The 15,428-nt window shown below is 69.0% G+C and carries 7 protein-coding genes; 4 read left to right on the top strand and 3 right to left on the bottom strand.

The window, feature by feature from the left end; translation table 11 throughout:
* Positions 1 to 171: 171 nt before the first annotated feature.
* Positions 172 to 4,218, top strand: a complete 4,047-nt coding sequence (gene purL / locus LDO27_RS08755) for a phosphoribosylformylglycinamidine synthase (RefSeq protein WP_224041198.1) — start codon at positions 172 to 174, stop codon at positions 4,216 to 4,218.
* Positions 4,219 to 4,551: 333 nt separating this feature from the next.
* Here the strand turns inward: purL and LDO27_RS08750 are convergent, their stop codons facing one another.
* Positions 4,552 to 4,992 carry a PAS domain-containing protein gene (locus LDO27_RS08750; protein ID WP_224041196.1) on the bottom strand — a complete coding sequence of 147 codons (441 nt, stop codon included), beginning with the start codon at positions 4,990 to 4,992 and terminating at the stop codon, positions 4,552 to 4,554.
* Between the two features lie 206 nt (positions 4,993 to 5,198).
* The gene (locus LDO27_RS08745) at positions 5,199 to 6,404 is read right to left on the bottom strand and encodes an NAD(P)/FAD-dependent oxidoreductase (protein ID WP_224041194.1); all 1,206 of its coding nucleotides are present in this window, start codon (positions 6,402 to 6,404) and stop codon (positions 5,199 to 5,201) included.
* 587 nt (positions 6,405 to 6,991) lie between these two features.
* Here LDO27_RS08745 and LDO27_RS08740 point away from each other — a divergent pair.
* On the top strand, positions 6,992 to 7,666 hold the full coding sequence (locus LDO27_RS08740; RefSeq protein WP_224041192.1) for a response regulator transcription factor: 675 nt from the start codon (positions 6,992 to 6,994) through the stop codon (positions 7,664 to 7,666).
* A 36-nt stretch (positions 7,667 to 7,702) separates the two neighbouring features.
* On the opposite strand, the gene LDO27_RS08735 is transcribed toward LDO27_RS08740, so the two are convergent.
* Positions 7,703 to 8,074 (bottom strand): response regulator transcription factor, encoded by a 372-nt coding sequence (locus LDO27_RS08735; protein WP_222201137.1) that lies wholly within the window; start codon positions 8,072 to 8,074, stop codon positions 7,703 to 7,705.
* Between the two features lie 338 nt (positions 8,075 to 8,412).
* Here LDO27_RS08735 and LDO27_RS08730 point away from each other — a divergent pair, with 338 nt between their 5' ends.
* Both LDO27_RS08730 and LDO27_RS08725 read left to right on the top strand, forming a co-directional pair.
* The gene (locus tag LDO27_RS08730; RefSeq protein ID WP_224041190.1) at positions 8,413 to 9,450 is read left to right on the top strand and encodes a LysR family transcriptional regulator; all 1,038 of its coding nucleotides are present in this window, start codon (positions 8,413 to 8,415) and stop codon (positions 9,448 to 9,450) included.
* A 292-nt stretch (positions 9,451 to 9,742) separates the two neighbouring features.
* Positions 9,743 to 15,250 carry an AAA family ATPase gene (locus LDO27_RS08725; protein WP_224041188.1) on the top strand — a complete coding sequence of 1,836 codons (5,508 nt, stop codon included), beginning with the start codon at positions 9,743 to 9,745 and terminating at the stop codon, positions 15,248 to 15,250.
* Positions 15,251 to 15,428: the final 178 nt, after the last annotated feature.

Raw genomic sequence — 15,428 nt, 5'->3', positions numbered from 1 at the left:
CGGGGGTGAGGGTGACCGCCCGCCATCCTCCAGCCGCCAAACCACCCCCATTGCGGCACCGCAAAACCCCGCCCCCGGCAAGGTACAATAGCGGTTTTCCGCCGCGCGGCCCGCCAAAAGCGGGGCCGCCGGCTGCAGCCCCACCTCCTTCGCCTCCCGACCGCTCAGATCATGGCGCATTTCTCGTGCTTCCCCGGCGCATTGGCGCTTTCCGCCTTCCGCCAGCAACGCCTGCTCACCGCCCTCAAACAGATCGACGCCGATATCGAGTCCGTGCACGGCCAGTTCCTGCACTTCGTCGATACCGATACGCCGCTGGACAAGGCCGACCAAGACCGCATCGCCGCGCTGCTGACCTACGGCGCGCCGTTCGCCGAGCAGCCCGAGGGCGACCGCTTCGTGGTCATTCCGCGCTTCGGCACGATTTCGCCGTGGGCCAGCAAGGCCACCGACATCGCCCATAACTGCGGCCTGTCGCACGTGCACCGGATCGAGCGGGGCGTCGAGATCACCGTGGTCTGCAAGAAGGGCCTGCTGCGCGGGCGCAAGACGCTGGATGCCGCCACGCGCGAGGCCGTCGCCGCTCACCTGTTCGACCGCATGACCGAAACGGTGGTCGCGAGCCGCGACGCCGCCGCGGGCCTGTTCGAGGAACTGCCGGCCAAGCCGCTGCGCTTCATCGACCTGACGGGTGGCCGCGCCGCGCTGGCCGAAGCCAACGTGGCCATGGGCCTGGCGCTGTCGGAGGACGAGATCGACTATCTGGTCGATGCCTACGCGAAGCTGGAGCGCAATCCGACCGACGTGGAACTGATGATGTTCGCGCAGGCCAACAGCGAGCACTGCCGCCACAAGATCTTCAATGCCACGTGGACCATCGACGGCGAGGAGCAGGACAAGTCCCTCTTCGCGATGATCCGCAACACGCACCAGCTCAATCCGCAGGGCTCCATCGTCGCCTATTCGGACAACTCGGCCGTGATGGAGGGCGATGTGGCCGAGCGCTGGTTCCCGCGCGGCGACGACCAGAAGTACGACCGCCACGAGGCGCTGACCCACACGCTGATGAAGGTGGAGACGCACAACCACCCGACCGCGATCTCGCCGTTCCCCGGCGCGTCCACCGGCGCCGGCGGCGAAATCCGCGACGAGGGCGCGACGGGCCGTGGCGCCAAGCCCAAGGCGGGCCTGACCGGCTTCACCGTGTCGAACCTGATGCTGCCCGACGCCGTCGAGCCGTGGGAAAACGCGCGCGACGCGGCCCAGCCGATGGCCCATCGCAATGCGGCCGAACAGCCGGGCGTGACCGGCAAGCCGGACCGCATCGCCTCGCCGCTGCAGATCATGATCGAGGGCCCGCTCGGTGGCGCGGCCTTCAACAATGAATTCGGCCGTGCCAACCTGGGCGGCTACTTCCGCGTCTACGAGCAGAACGTGGGCGGCACGGTGCGCGGCTACCACAAGCCCATCATGATCGCCGGCGGCATCGGCAATATCGACGCCAAGCACACGCACAAGGACCCGCTGCCGGCCGGCGCGCTGCTGATCCAGCTGGGCGGCCCGGGCATGCGCATCGGCATGGGCGGTGGCGCCGCGAGCTCGATGGCGACCGGCACCAACACCGCCGACCTGGACTTCGATTCCGTCCAGCGCGGCAACCCGGAAATGGAGCGCCGCGCTCAGGAAGTCATCAACGCGTGCTGGCAGCTTGGCGACGAGAACCCCATCCTGTCGATCCACGACGTGGGCGCGGGCGGCATCTCCAATGCCTTCCCCGAGCTGGTGGACGGCGCGGGCCGTGGCGCGCGCTTCGACCTGCGCCAGGTGCACCTCGAAGAATCCGGCCTGTCGCCGGCGGAAATCTGGTGCAACGAGTCGCAGGAGCGCTATGTCATGGCCATCGCGCCGGACAGCTTCCCGCGCTTCCAGGCGATGTGCGAGCGCGAGCGCGCGCCGTTCGCCGTGGTGGGCATCGCCACCGAGGAAAAGCAGCTGCAACTGGTCGACGCCAGCGTCGATGCCTCGCTGAAGGAGCACTATGCCGTCGACATGCCGATGGACGTGCTGCTCGGCAAGCCGCCGCGCATGCATCGCGACGTCAAGCGCGTCGCGCAGGCGCTGCCGGCCGTCGACGTGACCGGCGTCTCGCTGGACGAGGCCGTGCGCAACGTGCTGCGCCACCCTACGGTGGCCAGCAAGTCGTTCCTGATCACCATCGGCGACCGTACCGTGGGCGGCATGAATGCCCGCGATCAGTTCGTCGGCCCGTGGCAGGTGCCGGTGGCCGACGTGGCGGTGACCACGCTCGACTACAAGGGCACGGCGGGCGAGGCGATGACGATGGGCGAGCGCACGCCGCTGGCGGTGATCGACGCGCCCGCGTCGGGCCGCATGGCCATCGGCGAGGCGCTGACCAACCTGGCGGCCGCCCCGGTCAAGGACCTGGGCAAGGTCAAGCTGTCGGCCAACTGGATGGCCGCGTGCGGCGTCGAGGGCGAGGACGCGAAGCTGTACGACACTGTGCGCGCGGTGGGCATGGACCTGTGCCCGGCGCTGGGCATCAGCATTCCGGTGGGCAAGGATTCGCTGTCGATGCGCACCAAGTGGCAGGACGGCGCCGAGGCCAAGGAAGTGGTGGCGCCGGTGTCGCTGATCATCTCGGCGTTCGCGGCTGTCGATGACGTCAACCAGACCCTCACGCCGCAGTTGCGCACGGACCGCGGCGATACCGTGCTGATCGCAGTCGATCTTGGCCGCGGCAAGAACCGCATGGGCGGCAGCATCCTGGCTCAGGTCACGCAGCAGGTGGGCGACAGCGCGCCCGACGTCGACAACGCCGTGGAGCTGCGCAACTTCTTCAACGCGATCCAGCGCCTGAACCGCGAAGGCAAGCTGCTCGCCTATCACGACCGCTCCGACGGCGGCCTGATGGCAACCGTGGCCGAAATGGCCTTCGCCGGCCATTGCGGCGTATCCCTCAACGTCGACATGCTGACGCTGGACCCGACCGGCGAGCAGGACTACGGCGACGCCAAGAATTGGGCCCAGCAGATCGCGGAACGCCGCAACGACCAGACGCTGCGCGCGCTGTTCTCGGAGGAACTGGGCGCGGTGATCCAGGTGCGCCTGGACGAGCGCGACGCCGTCTTCGGCGCGCTGCGCGAGGCCGGCCTGTCGTCGTGCAGCCACGTGATCGGCAAGCCCAACACGACCGACCAGATCGAGATCTACCGCGACGCGAAGAAGGTCTTCGGCGCGCCGCGCGGCGAACTGCAGCGCATCTGGAGCGAGGTGAGCTGGCGCATCGCGCGCCTGCGCGACAACCCGGCCTGCGCCGACAGCGAGTACGACCGCCTGCTGGACGCGGCCGACCCCGGCATCTCGCCGGTGCTGACCTTCGATCCGGCCGAGAACGTCGCCGCGCCGTATATCGCCACGGGCGCACGGCCGCGCGTTGCCATCCTGCGCGAGCAGGGCGTCAACTCGCAGATCGAAATGGCGTACAGCATGGACCTGGCCGGCTTCGCTACGCACGACGTGCATATGAGCGACCTGATCGCCGGCCGCGCCAACCTGGCCGACTTCACCGGCTTCGTCGCATGCGGCGGCTTCAGCTACGGCGACGTGCTGGGCGCCGGCGAGGGCTGGGCCAAGACGGTGCTGTTCAATGCCGCGATGGCCGAGCAGTTCGCCGCGTTCTTCAACCGCACCGATACCTTCGCGCTGGGCGTGTGCAACGGCTGCCAGATGATGAGCAACCTCGCCCCGATCATCCCGGGCGCGGGCGCATGGCCGAAGTTCACCCGCAACCAGTCGGAGCAGTACGAAGGCCGCTTCGTCACCGTGGAAGTGCAGCAGTCCCCGTCGATCTTCTTCCAGGGCATGGAAGGCAGCCGCATCCCGGTCGCCGTGGCCCACGGCGAGGGCTTCGCGGACTTCTCGCAGCAGGGCGACAAGTCGAAGGTCGACGTGGCGCTGCGCTTCGTCGACAACTACGGCGCGGTCACGCAGACATACCCGCTGAACCCGAACGGCTCGCCGGACGGCATCACTTCGGTGACCACCGTCGACGGCCGCTTCACCGTGCTGATGCCGCACGCCGAGCGCGTGTTCCGCACCGCGACCATGAGCTGGGCGCCGGACGGCTGGAAGCAGCTGCCCGATGGCGGCAGCCCGTGGATGCGCATGTTCAGGAATGCGCGGAAGTGGGTGGGGTGATGGTGTCGCAGCGGGCCACTTTGGTGGCCCGTGAGAAAGCCCGCGCTTTGGCGCGGGCTTTTTTTTTTGTACTGGCTTGGGATGAGTCGGGGGCTTCGGCTGGCGGTCCCCCTCACCCCCGGCCCCTCTCCCGCTGGCGGGAGAGGGGAGCGAACCGCGGGTGTTCGATATGCCGACGGTCTTCTCCCGTCTCCCGCCGGTGGGGGAGGGGAGGGGGAGCAGACCGACAGCACTTGCACGGGCCGACGGTCTTCTCCCCTCTCCCGCCAGCGGGAGAGGGGCGGGGGTGAGGGTGACCGCCCGCAGCAGACGCAGCCGCCGCAAACCGACCACCTAACCCCCGCCAGCGTTCACCACCCCCTCCAACTCCGCCAGCCGTTTCTTCAACGCCCGCTCCTCCTGAAAGCGCGCCGTCTCGTCGCGAATGACCGCAACGATCCCCGTCACCGCGCCGCTGCCATCCTTGAGCAGCGCCACGGTGAACGCAATCGACATCGCCTTGCCATCCTTGCCCACGGCCGGCACCTTCAGCAGTTCGCTGCCGTAGCGTGTGCTGCCGGTTGCCATGGTCTTGTCGTAGCCCTGCCAATGCCGCCCGCGCAGGCGTTCCGGAACGATCAGGTCCAGCGATTGCCCGAGGGCTTCTTCCTGCGTGTAGCCGAACAGCCGTTCCGCGGCAGGGTTCCATAGCGTGATGGCGCCCTGCGGGTCGGCGATCACGATGGCGTCGCCGATGGCGGCCACCAGTTGCGCATGGTCGATGGGGGCTGGCATGTGGGGTCTCCTGTCCATGGGATAGCGCCGGCGCTTTCGCCGGCGCCCGGTCAGGCAACCACGGTAGCGCGGTTCGCGCGTGCCGGCAATGGCAGGAGGAAGACAGTGCGGGCCGCCATGCGCGGCGGCACTGAGTGCCGCCCGATTATGTCACGGCGTGAATCAATGGGGACGCCGCCGGCCCATGGCCCGCGGCGTCCCGCGCCTTACGTGTAGCTCAGCTGCGGATTGCCCGCTTCGAGGGCCTGCGCGCGCTCCGGCGCGGGCGGGTAGATCCACTGCGTGTTGATCAGGATCTTGCGCGCCTTGCCCTCGGCGTGCGTCAGTTGCACCTGGCGATCCCAGCCTTCCGTATAAACGGCTCCCCACTCGCCCAGGTCCAGGCACGTGGCATAGAACGGCTGGCGGTACTCCATCGTGGGCAGGCCGAGCAGATCGGCGGCGACGTTATGGCCCGAGAAGCGGCCCATGAAGAGGGCGTGCTGGCACGACATCAGCGAGTAGTGGCCTTCGTCGTCCGTCAGCGCGCGCACCACGTCGCCGGCGCCGAACACGTCCTTGACGCCCACCACGCGCAGGTCGCCGGACACCTCCAGGCGGCCCTGGCGGTCCACGTTCGGCGAGACCTGCACGGTCAGCGGGCTGGCCACCATGCCGCCCGTCCAGATCACCGTGCCGGCGTCGATACGTTCGCCGGTCGCGGTCACCACGCCGCCGGCATCGACCGACACCACGCCCGCGCCGACGCGCGTCTCGATGCCCAGGTGGGCCAGCGCCTCCAGGATCTGCGGGCGCGGGCCGGGACCGAGGTCCGGACCGATGGCCTCGGAGCGTTCGACGACGACGATGCGCGGGCGCACGTCGTCGCCCAGGATGGCACGCAGCCGTCCGGGCAGCTCGGTCGCGACCTCCAGGCCGGTGAAGCCGCCGCCCACGACGACGAAGGTATTGCGCGCGGCGGTGTCCGGCCGGGACGCCAGTCCCTCCAGATGCTCGCGCAGCGCCACGGCATCGTCGAGCTGGTCCACGGCGAAGGCGTGCTGCGCGAGCCCCGGCAGCGGCGGGCGGAAGAGCTGGCTGCCGCTGGTCAGCACCAGTCGGTCGTAGGCCAGCGTAGTCGTCTCGCCGGCCGCCGTGGTGATCTCCACGCAATGGTCGCCGGGATGGATGCGGTCGACCGTGCCTTCGACGAACTTCACGCCGACCGCGTCGAGCACGGGCCGCAGGGGCACCGCCATCTGCTCGGGACGCGGCTCATGCAGGCGCGGCCGAATGTGAAGGTCGGGCCGTGGCGACACCAGGGTGATCTCGACCAGCGAGCTGGCGCGCTCCATATCCAGAACGCGCGCCGCACCGAGCGCCGTCCACAGGCCGGCGAAGCCGCCGCCGACAATCAGGATCCTTCGTTTCATGGTGGTTTCCTTACGACTACCTAGGGGGAAAATCGCCGCCCCCAACGTGCGGCAGCGAATGAGACGCAGCGAATTGCGCTGCGCGGCGGGCGTTGGCCGATGGTCCGCTTCACACGGCGCCGCTGAACGCCACGGCAACGGCCAGACCGGCGTTGGCCACCGTCAGCAGCAGCCAGGCGGCCAACACGAACAGCGGTTCCAGACGAGGCATGTTTGCTCTCCTTCGGCGGGCACTGCGCTGTTGTCGTCCATCACGCCCGACGCATCGCCATGTCGGCATGGTAGGTATTGCATGGACGCCGGAGTAGTGGCGCGGCGGCTCACTCACCGTTTCCCGCCGGGCAACAATGCTTGTCGAACTCCGCCTTGCTGACCTGCCGCAGGCAGTGGTACGGGACGCCGGGCGCCACGTGCGGAACGCCCGGCCGCCTCCTTGGCCCTCGGCGTGATCGACAGACTGCCCACATGGCGATCCCGCAGGCAGCCGTCGGCTTTGCGCCGGGGCCCCGTTCAGGAAGAAGCCGATGTGCCGCCGGCGAAATCTTGCCTAGAATGGCTACACCGCCACCGCGCGGGAAGGAGCCCATATGTTTCGCGAAACGCATCCGACGCCGGCCAGCAGTGCACGCGAGCGCAAGGAGCCCGTGGTCTATGTGATCGACGACGACGAGTCGATGCGGCTGGCGCTGCGCGGGCTGCTGCGCTCGGTGGGCCTGCGCGTGGAGACGTTCGAGTCGTCGCAGGAATTCCTTGCCCTGCCCAGGCACGACGGTCCGAGCTGCCTCATCCTCGACGTGCGGCTGCGCGGCGAGAGCGGGCTGGCCTTCCAGGAGCAGGTCGCGAGAAGCGGCGTGCGCATGCCGATCGTGTTCGTGACCGGGCATGGCGACATCGCGATGACCGTCAAGGCGATGAAGGCCGGTGCGGTCGATTTCTTTGCCAAGCCCTTCCGCGACCAGGACATGCTCGACGCGGTGGCCAATGCGCTCGCGCGTGACGGCGAACGTCTTGCGGCGGAGCAGTCGCTGGCGGAGGTCCGCGCGGCGTACGACCAGCTGACCGGCCGCGAGCGCGAAGTGCTGGGGTACGTGGTGGCGGGGTTGATGAACAAGCAAATCGCCTCGGAACTGAATCTGAGCGAAATCACGGTCAAGATCCACCGCGGCCAGGTCATGAAGAAGATGGGCGCGCGCTCGGTCGCGGACCTTGTCAGGAAATCGGAATCGCTGGGGATCGTCCCGCAGCAGCGCAAATCGTCCTGAGCCGGGACCGGGGCCGGGGCCGGGGCCGGGGGCGGCCTAAGGCGTCTTCAGCGCGATGGCCAGCCAGTAGGCAATGGCGTCGGGATCCACCGGCTTGTCCAGCACGGCCAGCGCGCCATTGGCCAATGCCCTGGCCTTCAGCTCGGCCGCGGGAAACGCGGTGATGAAAATGGTCGGCGGCGCGTAGCCCATTGCGCGCACGCGGTCGTGCATCGCGACGCCCGACATGCCGGGCATCATGACGTCGGAGATCAGGCACGAAGTCCGGCCGACCAGGCCGGAGGCCAGGAACTCGTCCGCGGACGCGAACAGCCGGGTCGGCCAGCCGCACGAGCGCACGAGGCTTCCCGTCGCCAGGCGGATGGATTCGTCGTCATCGACAATCGAGACTACTTCGGCGGAGCACAAGAGACGGGCCTCGGCTTCAAAGGATGCGGGCGGGCTCCTGGAACGCCTTCGCGTCCGTCGGCCCGCGCCTACGAACCAAGCGTAATCCTCGCACCCGCGGCCGAGAATCATACGAACGTATAGTCCGGGCGGCGCTTGCCGCGCCGGGGTTCCCTGCGCGCGTGCGGCGCGCCGCGGGCTCCGTGTCATACCTGCGTATAGGCGCGCGACGCGTTGGTAGGGGCGGCGCCATCGGTTCGTAGAATGGTCTTGTGGCGCACGTCGGCCTACCCTTGTCTCATGTCCGGGGCGATCGCATTCGCGTCGCCGGGATGGGCCTATCGAGGTGGGAGCCAGCCATGCACCAGTCGCCTGTATCGCCGCGCGGATTTCATGTCGGCCTGCCGTATCCGACCGACGCGCTGTCGTCCTGCTTCGCGGCAAGCTATACGGGCATCGTCGCATTCATGGCGGTGGCCACCGAGGGCAGCTTCTCGCGCGCGGCCGAGCGGCTGGGCATCGGCCGTTCGGCAGTCTGCCGCAACGTGCAGAAGCTGGAGGCGCAACTGAGCACGCGCCTGTTCTTCCGCACGACGCGGGCAACGCGGCTGACGCGCGAGGGCGAGCGCTTCTTCGAGAACTGCAATCGCGGCGTGACCCATATCGTCGACGCGATGAACGACCTGCGCGACCTGCGCCAGGGCCCGCCGCGCGGCCAGCTGCGCATCGGCTCGACTGTCGATTTCGGCCGCAAGGTGGTAGCGCCGCTGCTGTCCCGATTCCACGACGCTTATCCCGATATCGCGGTCGATCTGGTGCTGGACGATCGCCCGGCGGACTTCGCCGCCGACCAGATCGATGTCGCCTTCCGCAACGGCAGCATCGCCGATTCGAGCATCGTGGCCAAACGCCTGGTCCCGATGCCGGTCGCGCTTTGCGCGTCTCCCGCCTACGTGGAAAGGCACGGGCTGCCGGCCACGCTGGACGCGTTGAGCGAGCATGACTGCATCAATCTGCGCGGTGCCAGCGGCCGCGTGGCGGAATGGGAGTTCGAGGCCGAGGGGCAGCCGCGCAAGTACCTGCCCGCCGCGCGGCTCAGCTTCAACGATGCCGACCTCGTCCTGCGCGCCGTGCTGGAGGGGCGGGGCATCGCGCAGATGGCGGGGTACCAGATCCGCGAGCATATCGAGCGCGGCGAGCTGGTCATGGCGCTGCCGCAATACGCGCCGCAGGGTCAGGCCCACTACATCTGCTACCTGTGCCGCCAGCACCTGCCCGCGCGCATCCGCGTCCTGATCGACTTCGTCACCGAGCAGATCCGCGCGCGCGATCCCGGCGATCTGCGCGCGTTCCAGCCGGACGATCCGCAGGCTCCGGCGCAAAGGATGGCCGCCTGAATCTGTTCCCGGGTGTACCGCCCACGCCGCTTGCGCCGGCATCGCTATCCGCATCGCTATCCGCATCGGGCCGCGTCCGCGTCGCTTCGCCGCGCCGTCGTCACGCGCGGGGTGTATGCTCCGATTGCTGCTTCGGCAGCGTCAGTGATCGCGGAGATGCCGTGTTGTCGATCGCTTTCGGAGTTCTCCCCGCCCGCTTTGTATGGACATTTCGATGGTCCGGCACCGGAGCGGCGCGGCAATCCGATGGCAGCGTGCGGCAGATGACCACCTGCATAGGGTTGCGGCGCCCATGGGACAGACACGGCAGATATTGTGGGACGACGGCGAACGCGTCTTCAGTCGCGGACACCATCCCGGCCACGGCGGCGGCCAGCCCGTACTGTTGGCGGACACTGCCGCCGAACAACCGCCGCCGGCGAGCCTGGACCGCCTCGCCCACGAGTACGGCCTGAAGGACCAACTCGATGGCGGATGGGCCGTGCGGCCGCTGGCGCTGGTGCGCGAAGGCGGCCGGACGCTGCTGGTGCTGGAGGACGTGGGCGGCGAGCCCCTCGCGGCGCTGCTCGGCACGCCGATGGAAACCGGCCACGCGCTGCGCCTCGCCGTCGGCATCGCCGCGGCGCTGGGCAAGCTGCATCAGCAAGGGCTGGTCCACAAGGATCTCAAGCCCTCCCATATCGTCGTCAACTGCACCGACGGACGGGTGCGCCTCACCGGCTTTGGCCTCGCCTCGCGGCTGCCGCGGGAGCGCCAGGCGCCGGAGGCGCCGGAGACCATCGCCGGCACGCTGGCCTATATGGCGCCCGAGCAGACCGGCCGGATGAATCGCTCCATCGATTCGCGCAGCGATCTCTACGCTTTCGGTGTCACCCTGTACCAGATGCTGACGGGCACGCTGCCGTTCGCCGCGACCGAGCCGATGGAATGGGTGCACTGCCATATCGCGAGAATGCCGGTGGCCCCGGCCGTGCGGATGGCAAGCGTGCCGCCCGTCCTGTCGCACATCGTCATGAAGCTGCTCGCCAAGACGGCGGAGGAGCGCTACCAGACCGCCGGGGGCGTCGAGCATGACCTGCGGCGCTGCCTCGCCGAGTGGCAGCGCGACGGCCATATCGCGGGTTTTGCGCTGGACGAGCACGGCACGCGCGACCGCCTGCTGATTCCCGAGAAGCTCTACGGCCGCGAGGACGAGGTAGGCACGCTGGTGGCCGCGTTCGAACGTGTGGTCGACAGCGGCGTGCCCGAGCTGGTGCTGGTCTCCGGCTATTCCGGCATGGGCAAGTCGTCGGTGGTCAACGAACTGCACAAGGTGCTGGTGCCGCCGAGGGCGCTGTTCGCCGCCGGCAAGTTCGACCAGTACAAGCGCGACATTCCGTATTCGACGCTGGTGCAGGCGTTCCAGAGCCTGGTGCGGCCGCTGCTGGGCAAGCGCGATACCGAACTGGCGCGCTGGCGCGAGGCACTGCGCGAGGCGCTGGGTCCCAATGCGCGGCTGATGACCGACCTGATTCCCGAACTGCGGCTGATCATCGGCGAGCCGCCGCCGGTGCCGGTGCTGGAGCCCCAGCAGGCGCAGAGCCGTTTCCTCCTGGTATTCCGCCGCTTTATCGGGGTGTTCGCCCGTCCCGAGCACCCGCTGGCGCTGCTGCTCGACGATCTGCAGTGGCTGGACGCCGCGACGCTGGACCTGCTGGAGGACCTGCTCACCGGCCCGGACCTGCGGCACCTGTTGCTGATCGGCGCCTACCGCGACAACGAGATCGACGCTACGCATCCGCTGACCATCAAGCTGCGGTCCATCCGCAAGGCCGGGGTCAGGGTCCACGACATCGCGCTTGCGCCGCTGGCGGGCGGGCACATCCTGCAACTAGTGGCCGAAGCGCTGCACTGCCCGCCGGAACGCATCGCGCCGCTTGCGCAGCTGGTGCACGACAAGACCGCGGGCAATCCATTCTTCGTGATCCAGTTCCTGCACGCGCTGGTCGACGAGAACCTGCTCGTCTTCGATCATGATCGGGGGCAGTGGTGCTGGGAGCGCGAGCGCATCGAGGCCAAGGGCTATACGGACAACGTGGTGGACCTGATGGCCGGCAAGCTGACGCGCCTGCCGGCCGAGACCCAGCAGGCGTTGCAGCAGCTCGCGTGCCTGGGCAACGTCGCCGGCATCGGCGATCTGGCGACCGTGCTGGACATGCCGCAGGCGCAGGTCCATGCCGCCTTGTGGGAGGCCATCCGCCAGGAACTGGTCGCGCGCCGCGAGGGCGCCTATGCCTTCGTGCACGACCGGGTCCACGAGGGCGCCTATTCGCTGATCCCGGACGGCTCGCGCGCCCAGGCGCACCTGCGCATCGGGCGCCTGCTGGCGGCGCGGACGCTGCCGGAGCAACGCACGGAAGCGATCTTCGAGATCGCGGGCCAGCTCAACCGCGGCTCGGCGCTGATTGCCGACCGCGACGAGCGCGATCAGCTGGCCGAATTCAACCTGCTGGCCGGCCAGCGCGCCAAGGCGTCGAGCGCCTATGCGTCCGCGCTGACCTATCTGGTCGCGGGCACGGCGCTGCTCGAGGACGACGGCTGGCAGCGCCGGCATGACCTGCGCTTCGCGCTGGAGTTGAACCGGGCCGAATGCGAGTTCCTGACAGGGCAGCTTTCGGCCGCGGACGAGCGGCTGGCCGCGCTGTCGGCGCGCGCCCGCACGACGGTCGAGAAGGCCACGGTCATGTGCCTGCACCTGGACGTCTTCCTGGTGCAGGACCGCAGCGATCGGGCGGTGGCGGTGTGCCTGGCGTTTCTGCGGCATGTCGGCATCGACTGGTCGCCGCATCCGGGCGACGACGAGGTGCGGCGCGAGTACGACCTGATCTGGACGAGGCTCGGCGACCGCAAGATCGAAGCGCTGGTCGATATGCCGATGATGGAGGATGCCGAGGCGCTGTGGACGGTGGAGGCGCTGAGCAAGTTCTTCGCGCCCGCGCTGCAGACCGACGCCAACCTGGGCTGCCTGGCCGTCTGCAAGGCAGTGAGCCTGAGCCTGGAGCGGGGCAACTGCGATGCCTCGTGCGTGCTGTATGCCAATGTCGGCCGGGTGGCCGGACGCCGCTTCGGCGACTATCAGGCGGGCTACCGCTTCGGCAAGGTCGGCTGCGAACTGGTCGACCGGCACGGGCTCAAGCGCTTCGAGGCCAAGACCTATCTGTGCTTCTCGATCTTTGTCGTGCGCTGGATGCGGCCCGTGCGCACCTGCCGCGAACTGCTGCGCCGCGCCTTCGCGGCGGCCGACCGTGTCGGCGACCTGCCGTATGCGGCCTACGCCGGGAACAGCCTCGTCTCGGACCAGCTGTTCGCCGGCGAGCCGCTGGCCGACGTGCAGGTGGAGGCCGAGCGCGGCCTGGCCTATGCCGAGAAAATGCGCTTCGGCCTGGTCATCACGTTCATGACGACACAGCTGGCGCTGGTGCGCATGCTGCGCGGCCTGTCGCCCCGGTTCGGCTGCCTGGACGACCGGCACTTCGACGAACAGCGCACCGAGGCGCATCTGGCCGCCAATCCCGACCTCGCGCTGGCCGCGTGCTGGTACTGGACCAGGAAGCTGCAGTCCTGCTATCTCGCCGGCGATCACGTGTCTGCGATCCGCGCGGCGGCGAGGGCGCAGACCTATCTGTGGACCTCGGCGTCCTTCTTCGAGGAAGCCGAATATCACTTCTACGCGGCGCTCTCGCATGCGGCGTGCTGCGATGCGGCCGACGCGGGCCAGTGGCCGCCGCACCTCGCCGCCATGGCGGAACATCACCGGCAGCTGCGCGTCTGGGCGGACAACTGCTCCGCCAACTTCGGCGACCGCGCCGCGCTGGTGGGGGCCGAGATCGCACGGCTCGAAGGCCGCCTGCTCGATGCCGGGGAACTGTACGAGCAGGCCATCGAACTGGCGCAGGACAGCGCCTTCGTCCACACGGAGGCGCTGGCCAACGAGCTTGCGTCGCTCTTCTACGCGGGGCGCGGCATGCGCAAGATCGCGCGCGTCTATCTGCAGGATGCGCGCTACGGCTATCTGCGCTGGGGCGCCAACGGCAAGGCGCGGCAGCTGGAGGAGCGCTACCCGCATCTGCGCACGGTGGACCCCATGCCCGGCCCGACCAGCACGATCGCGACGCCGGTCGAGCAACTGGACCTGGGCACCGTGCTGAAGGTCTCGCAGGCCGCGTCCGGCGAACTGGTGCTCGACAAGCTGATCGAGATGGTGATGCGTACCGCGCTGGAGCAGGCCGGGGCCGAACGCGGCCTGCTGATCCTGTCCGACGGCGGCGAGCCGCGCATCGCCGCCGAGGCGACAACGGGGGCGGAGCCGGCGCAGCTGCGGTTGCGCGACGATCCCGTCTCCGGCGCCATGCTGCCGGAGAGCGTGCTCTACCACGTGCTGCGCACCCGCGACACGGTGTTCCTGGACGACGCCGCAGCCGAGCCCGCGTCGGCCACCGATCCCTATGTGGTCGAGCACCGCGCGCGCTCGGTGCTGTGCCTGCCGCTGCTGCACCAGGCCAAGCTCACGGGCGCGCTCTATCTCGAGAACAACCTGGCCCCGCGCGTCTTCAGCCCCAACCGCATCGCCGTGCTCAAGCTGGTCGCGGCGCAGGCCGCCGGCTCGCTGGAAAACGCGCGCCTGTACCGCGATCTGGCGGAACGCGAGGGCAAGATCCGGCGCCTGGTGGATGCCAACATCATCGGCATCATCGTCTGGAACGCCGGCGGCGATATCGTCGAGGCCAACGACGCGTTCCTGCGCATGGTCGGGTACGAGCGGGAGGATCTCGTCTCGGGGCGCGTGCGCTGGACCGACCTGACGCCGCCGCAGCTGCTGCAGGAAAGCGAGCAGGCCCTGCTCGAGGCCGTGCGCACGGGCCACGCCCGGCCCTTCGAGAAGGAGTACATCAGGAAGGACGGCAGCCGGGTGCCCGTCATCGTGGGCCTGGCCACGTTCGAGGGCAGCGGAATGGAGGGCGTGGCGTTCGTGCTCGATCTGACCGAGCGCAAGCAGGCGGAGCAGAAGGTACGCGAGGGCGAGCAGCGCTATCGGCAGGTCCATGCGGAACTCGCGCATGCCAACCGCGTCGCCACCATGGGCCAGCTGACCGCCTCCATTGCCCACGAGGTGAACCAGCCCATCGCCGCGACGGTGACCAACGCGCAGGCGGCGCTGCGCTGGCTCCGGGCGCAGCCGCCCGAGCTGGAGGAGGTCAGCGAGATCCTTGCGCGCATCGTCAAGGACGCCAATCGCGCGGGCGACGTGCTGGGCCGGATTCGCGGCCTCATCCGCAAGGAACCACCGCAGAAGGCGGCGGTGGACCTGAATGAGGCGATCCGGGACGTGGTGGAACTGACCCGTGGCGAGGCCGCCAGGTGCGGCGCCGCCGTGCAGACGAGGCTGACACCCGGCCTGCCTTGCATCGAGGGCGACCGGGTCGAACTGCAGCAGGTGCTGCTGAACCTCATCGTCAATGCGCTGGAGGCCATGGGCGGTCTCGATGGAGGTCCGCGCGAGGTGTGCATCAGCACCGCGCGGGAAGAGGGCGATTGCGTGCTGGTCGCCGTGCGCGACACGGGGCCGGGCTTCGCGCCCGAGATATCGGCGCGCGCCTTCGCGCCGTTCTGCACCACCAAGTCGACGGGCCTGGGCATGGGGCTGTCGATCTGCCAGTCGATCATCGACGCCCATGGCGGGCGGCTGTGGGCCAGCGCCGCCGAGCCGTGCGGCGCGATCGTGCAGTTCACCGTGCCTGCTCATCCCGCGCGGTGTTCGTAAGCAAAGTCGGCAGGGGTGCGCCTATACGCGGGTATGACCCGGCGAACTCTATGTAGGGGCGGCGCGAACCGTCCGTAGCATGGTCTCGCGGCGCCCGCGTACCTACCCTTCAGTCATGGCCGCTTCGGTCTCGCAGTAAATCCATCGCCAAGCAGTGAACGCCGTTCCGGGGGAAATG

This window comes from Cupriavidus respiraculi, from assembly GCF_914271545.1.
In the GTDB taxonomy this organism is placed as follows: domain Bacteria; phylum Pseudomonadota; class Gammaproteobacteria; order Burkholderiales; family Burkholderiaceae; genus Cupriavidus; species Cupriavidus respiraculi.
Note: the sequence above shows the minus strand (reverse complement) of the source record. Positions and strands in the feature narration are given on the sequence as shown.

Coding starts and splice junctions, on each gene's coding strand:
- purL (WP_224041198.1), top strand. CDS start 172: ATGGCGCATTTCTCGTGCTTCCCCGGCGCATTGGCGCTTTCCGCCTTC.
- LDO27_RS08750 (WP_224041196.1), bottom strand. CDS start 4,992: ATGCCAGCCCCCATCGACCATGCGCAACTGGTGGCCGCCATCGGCGAC.
- LDO27_RS08745 (WP_224041194.1), bottom strand. CDS start 6,404: ATGAAACGAAGGATCCTGATTGTCGGCGGCGGCTTCGCCGGCCTGTGG.
- LDO27_RS08740 (WP_224041192.1), top strand. CDS start 6,992: ATGTTTCGCGAAACGCATCCGACGCCGGCCAGCAGTGCACGCGAGCGC.
- LDO27_RS08730 (WP_224041190.1), top strand. CDS start 8,413: ATGCACCAGTCGCCTGTATCGCCGCGCGGATTTCATGTCGGCCTGCCG.
- LDO27_RS08725 (WP_224041188.1), top strand. CDS start 9,743: ATGGGACAGACACGGCAGATATTGTGGGACGACGGCGAACGCGTCTTC.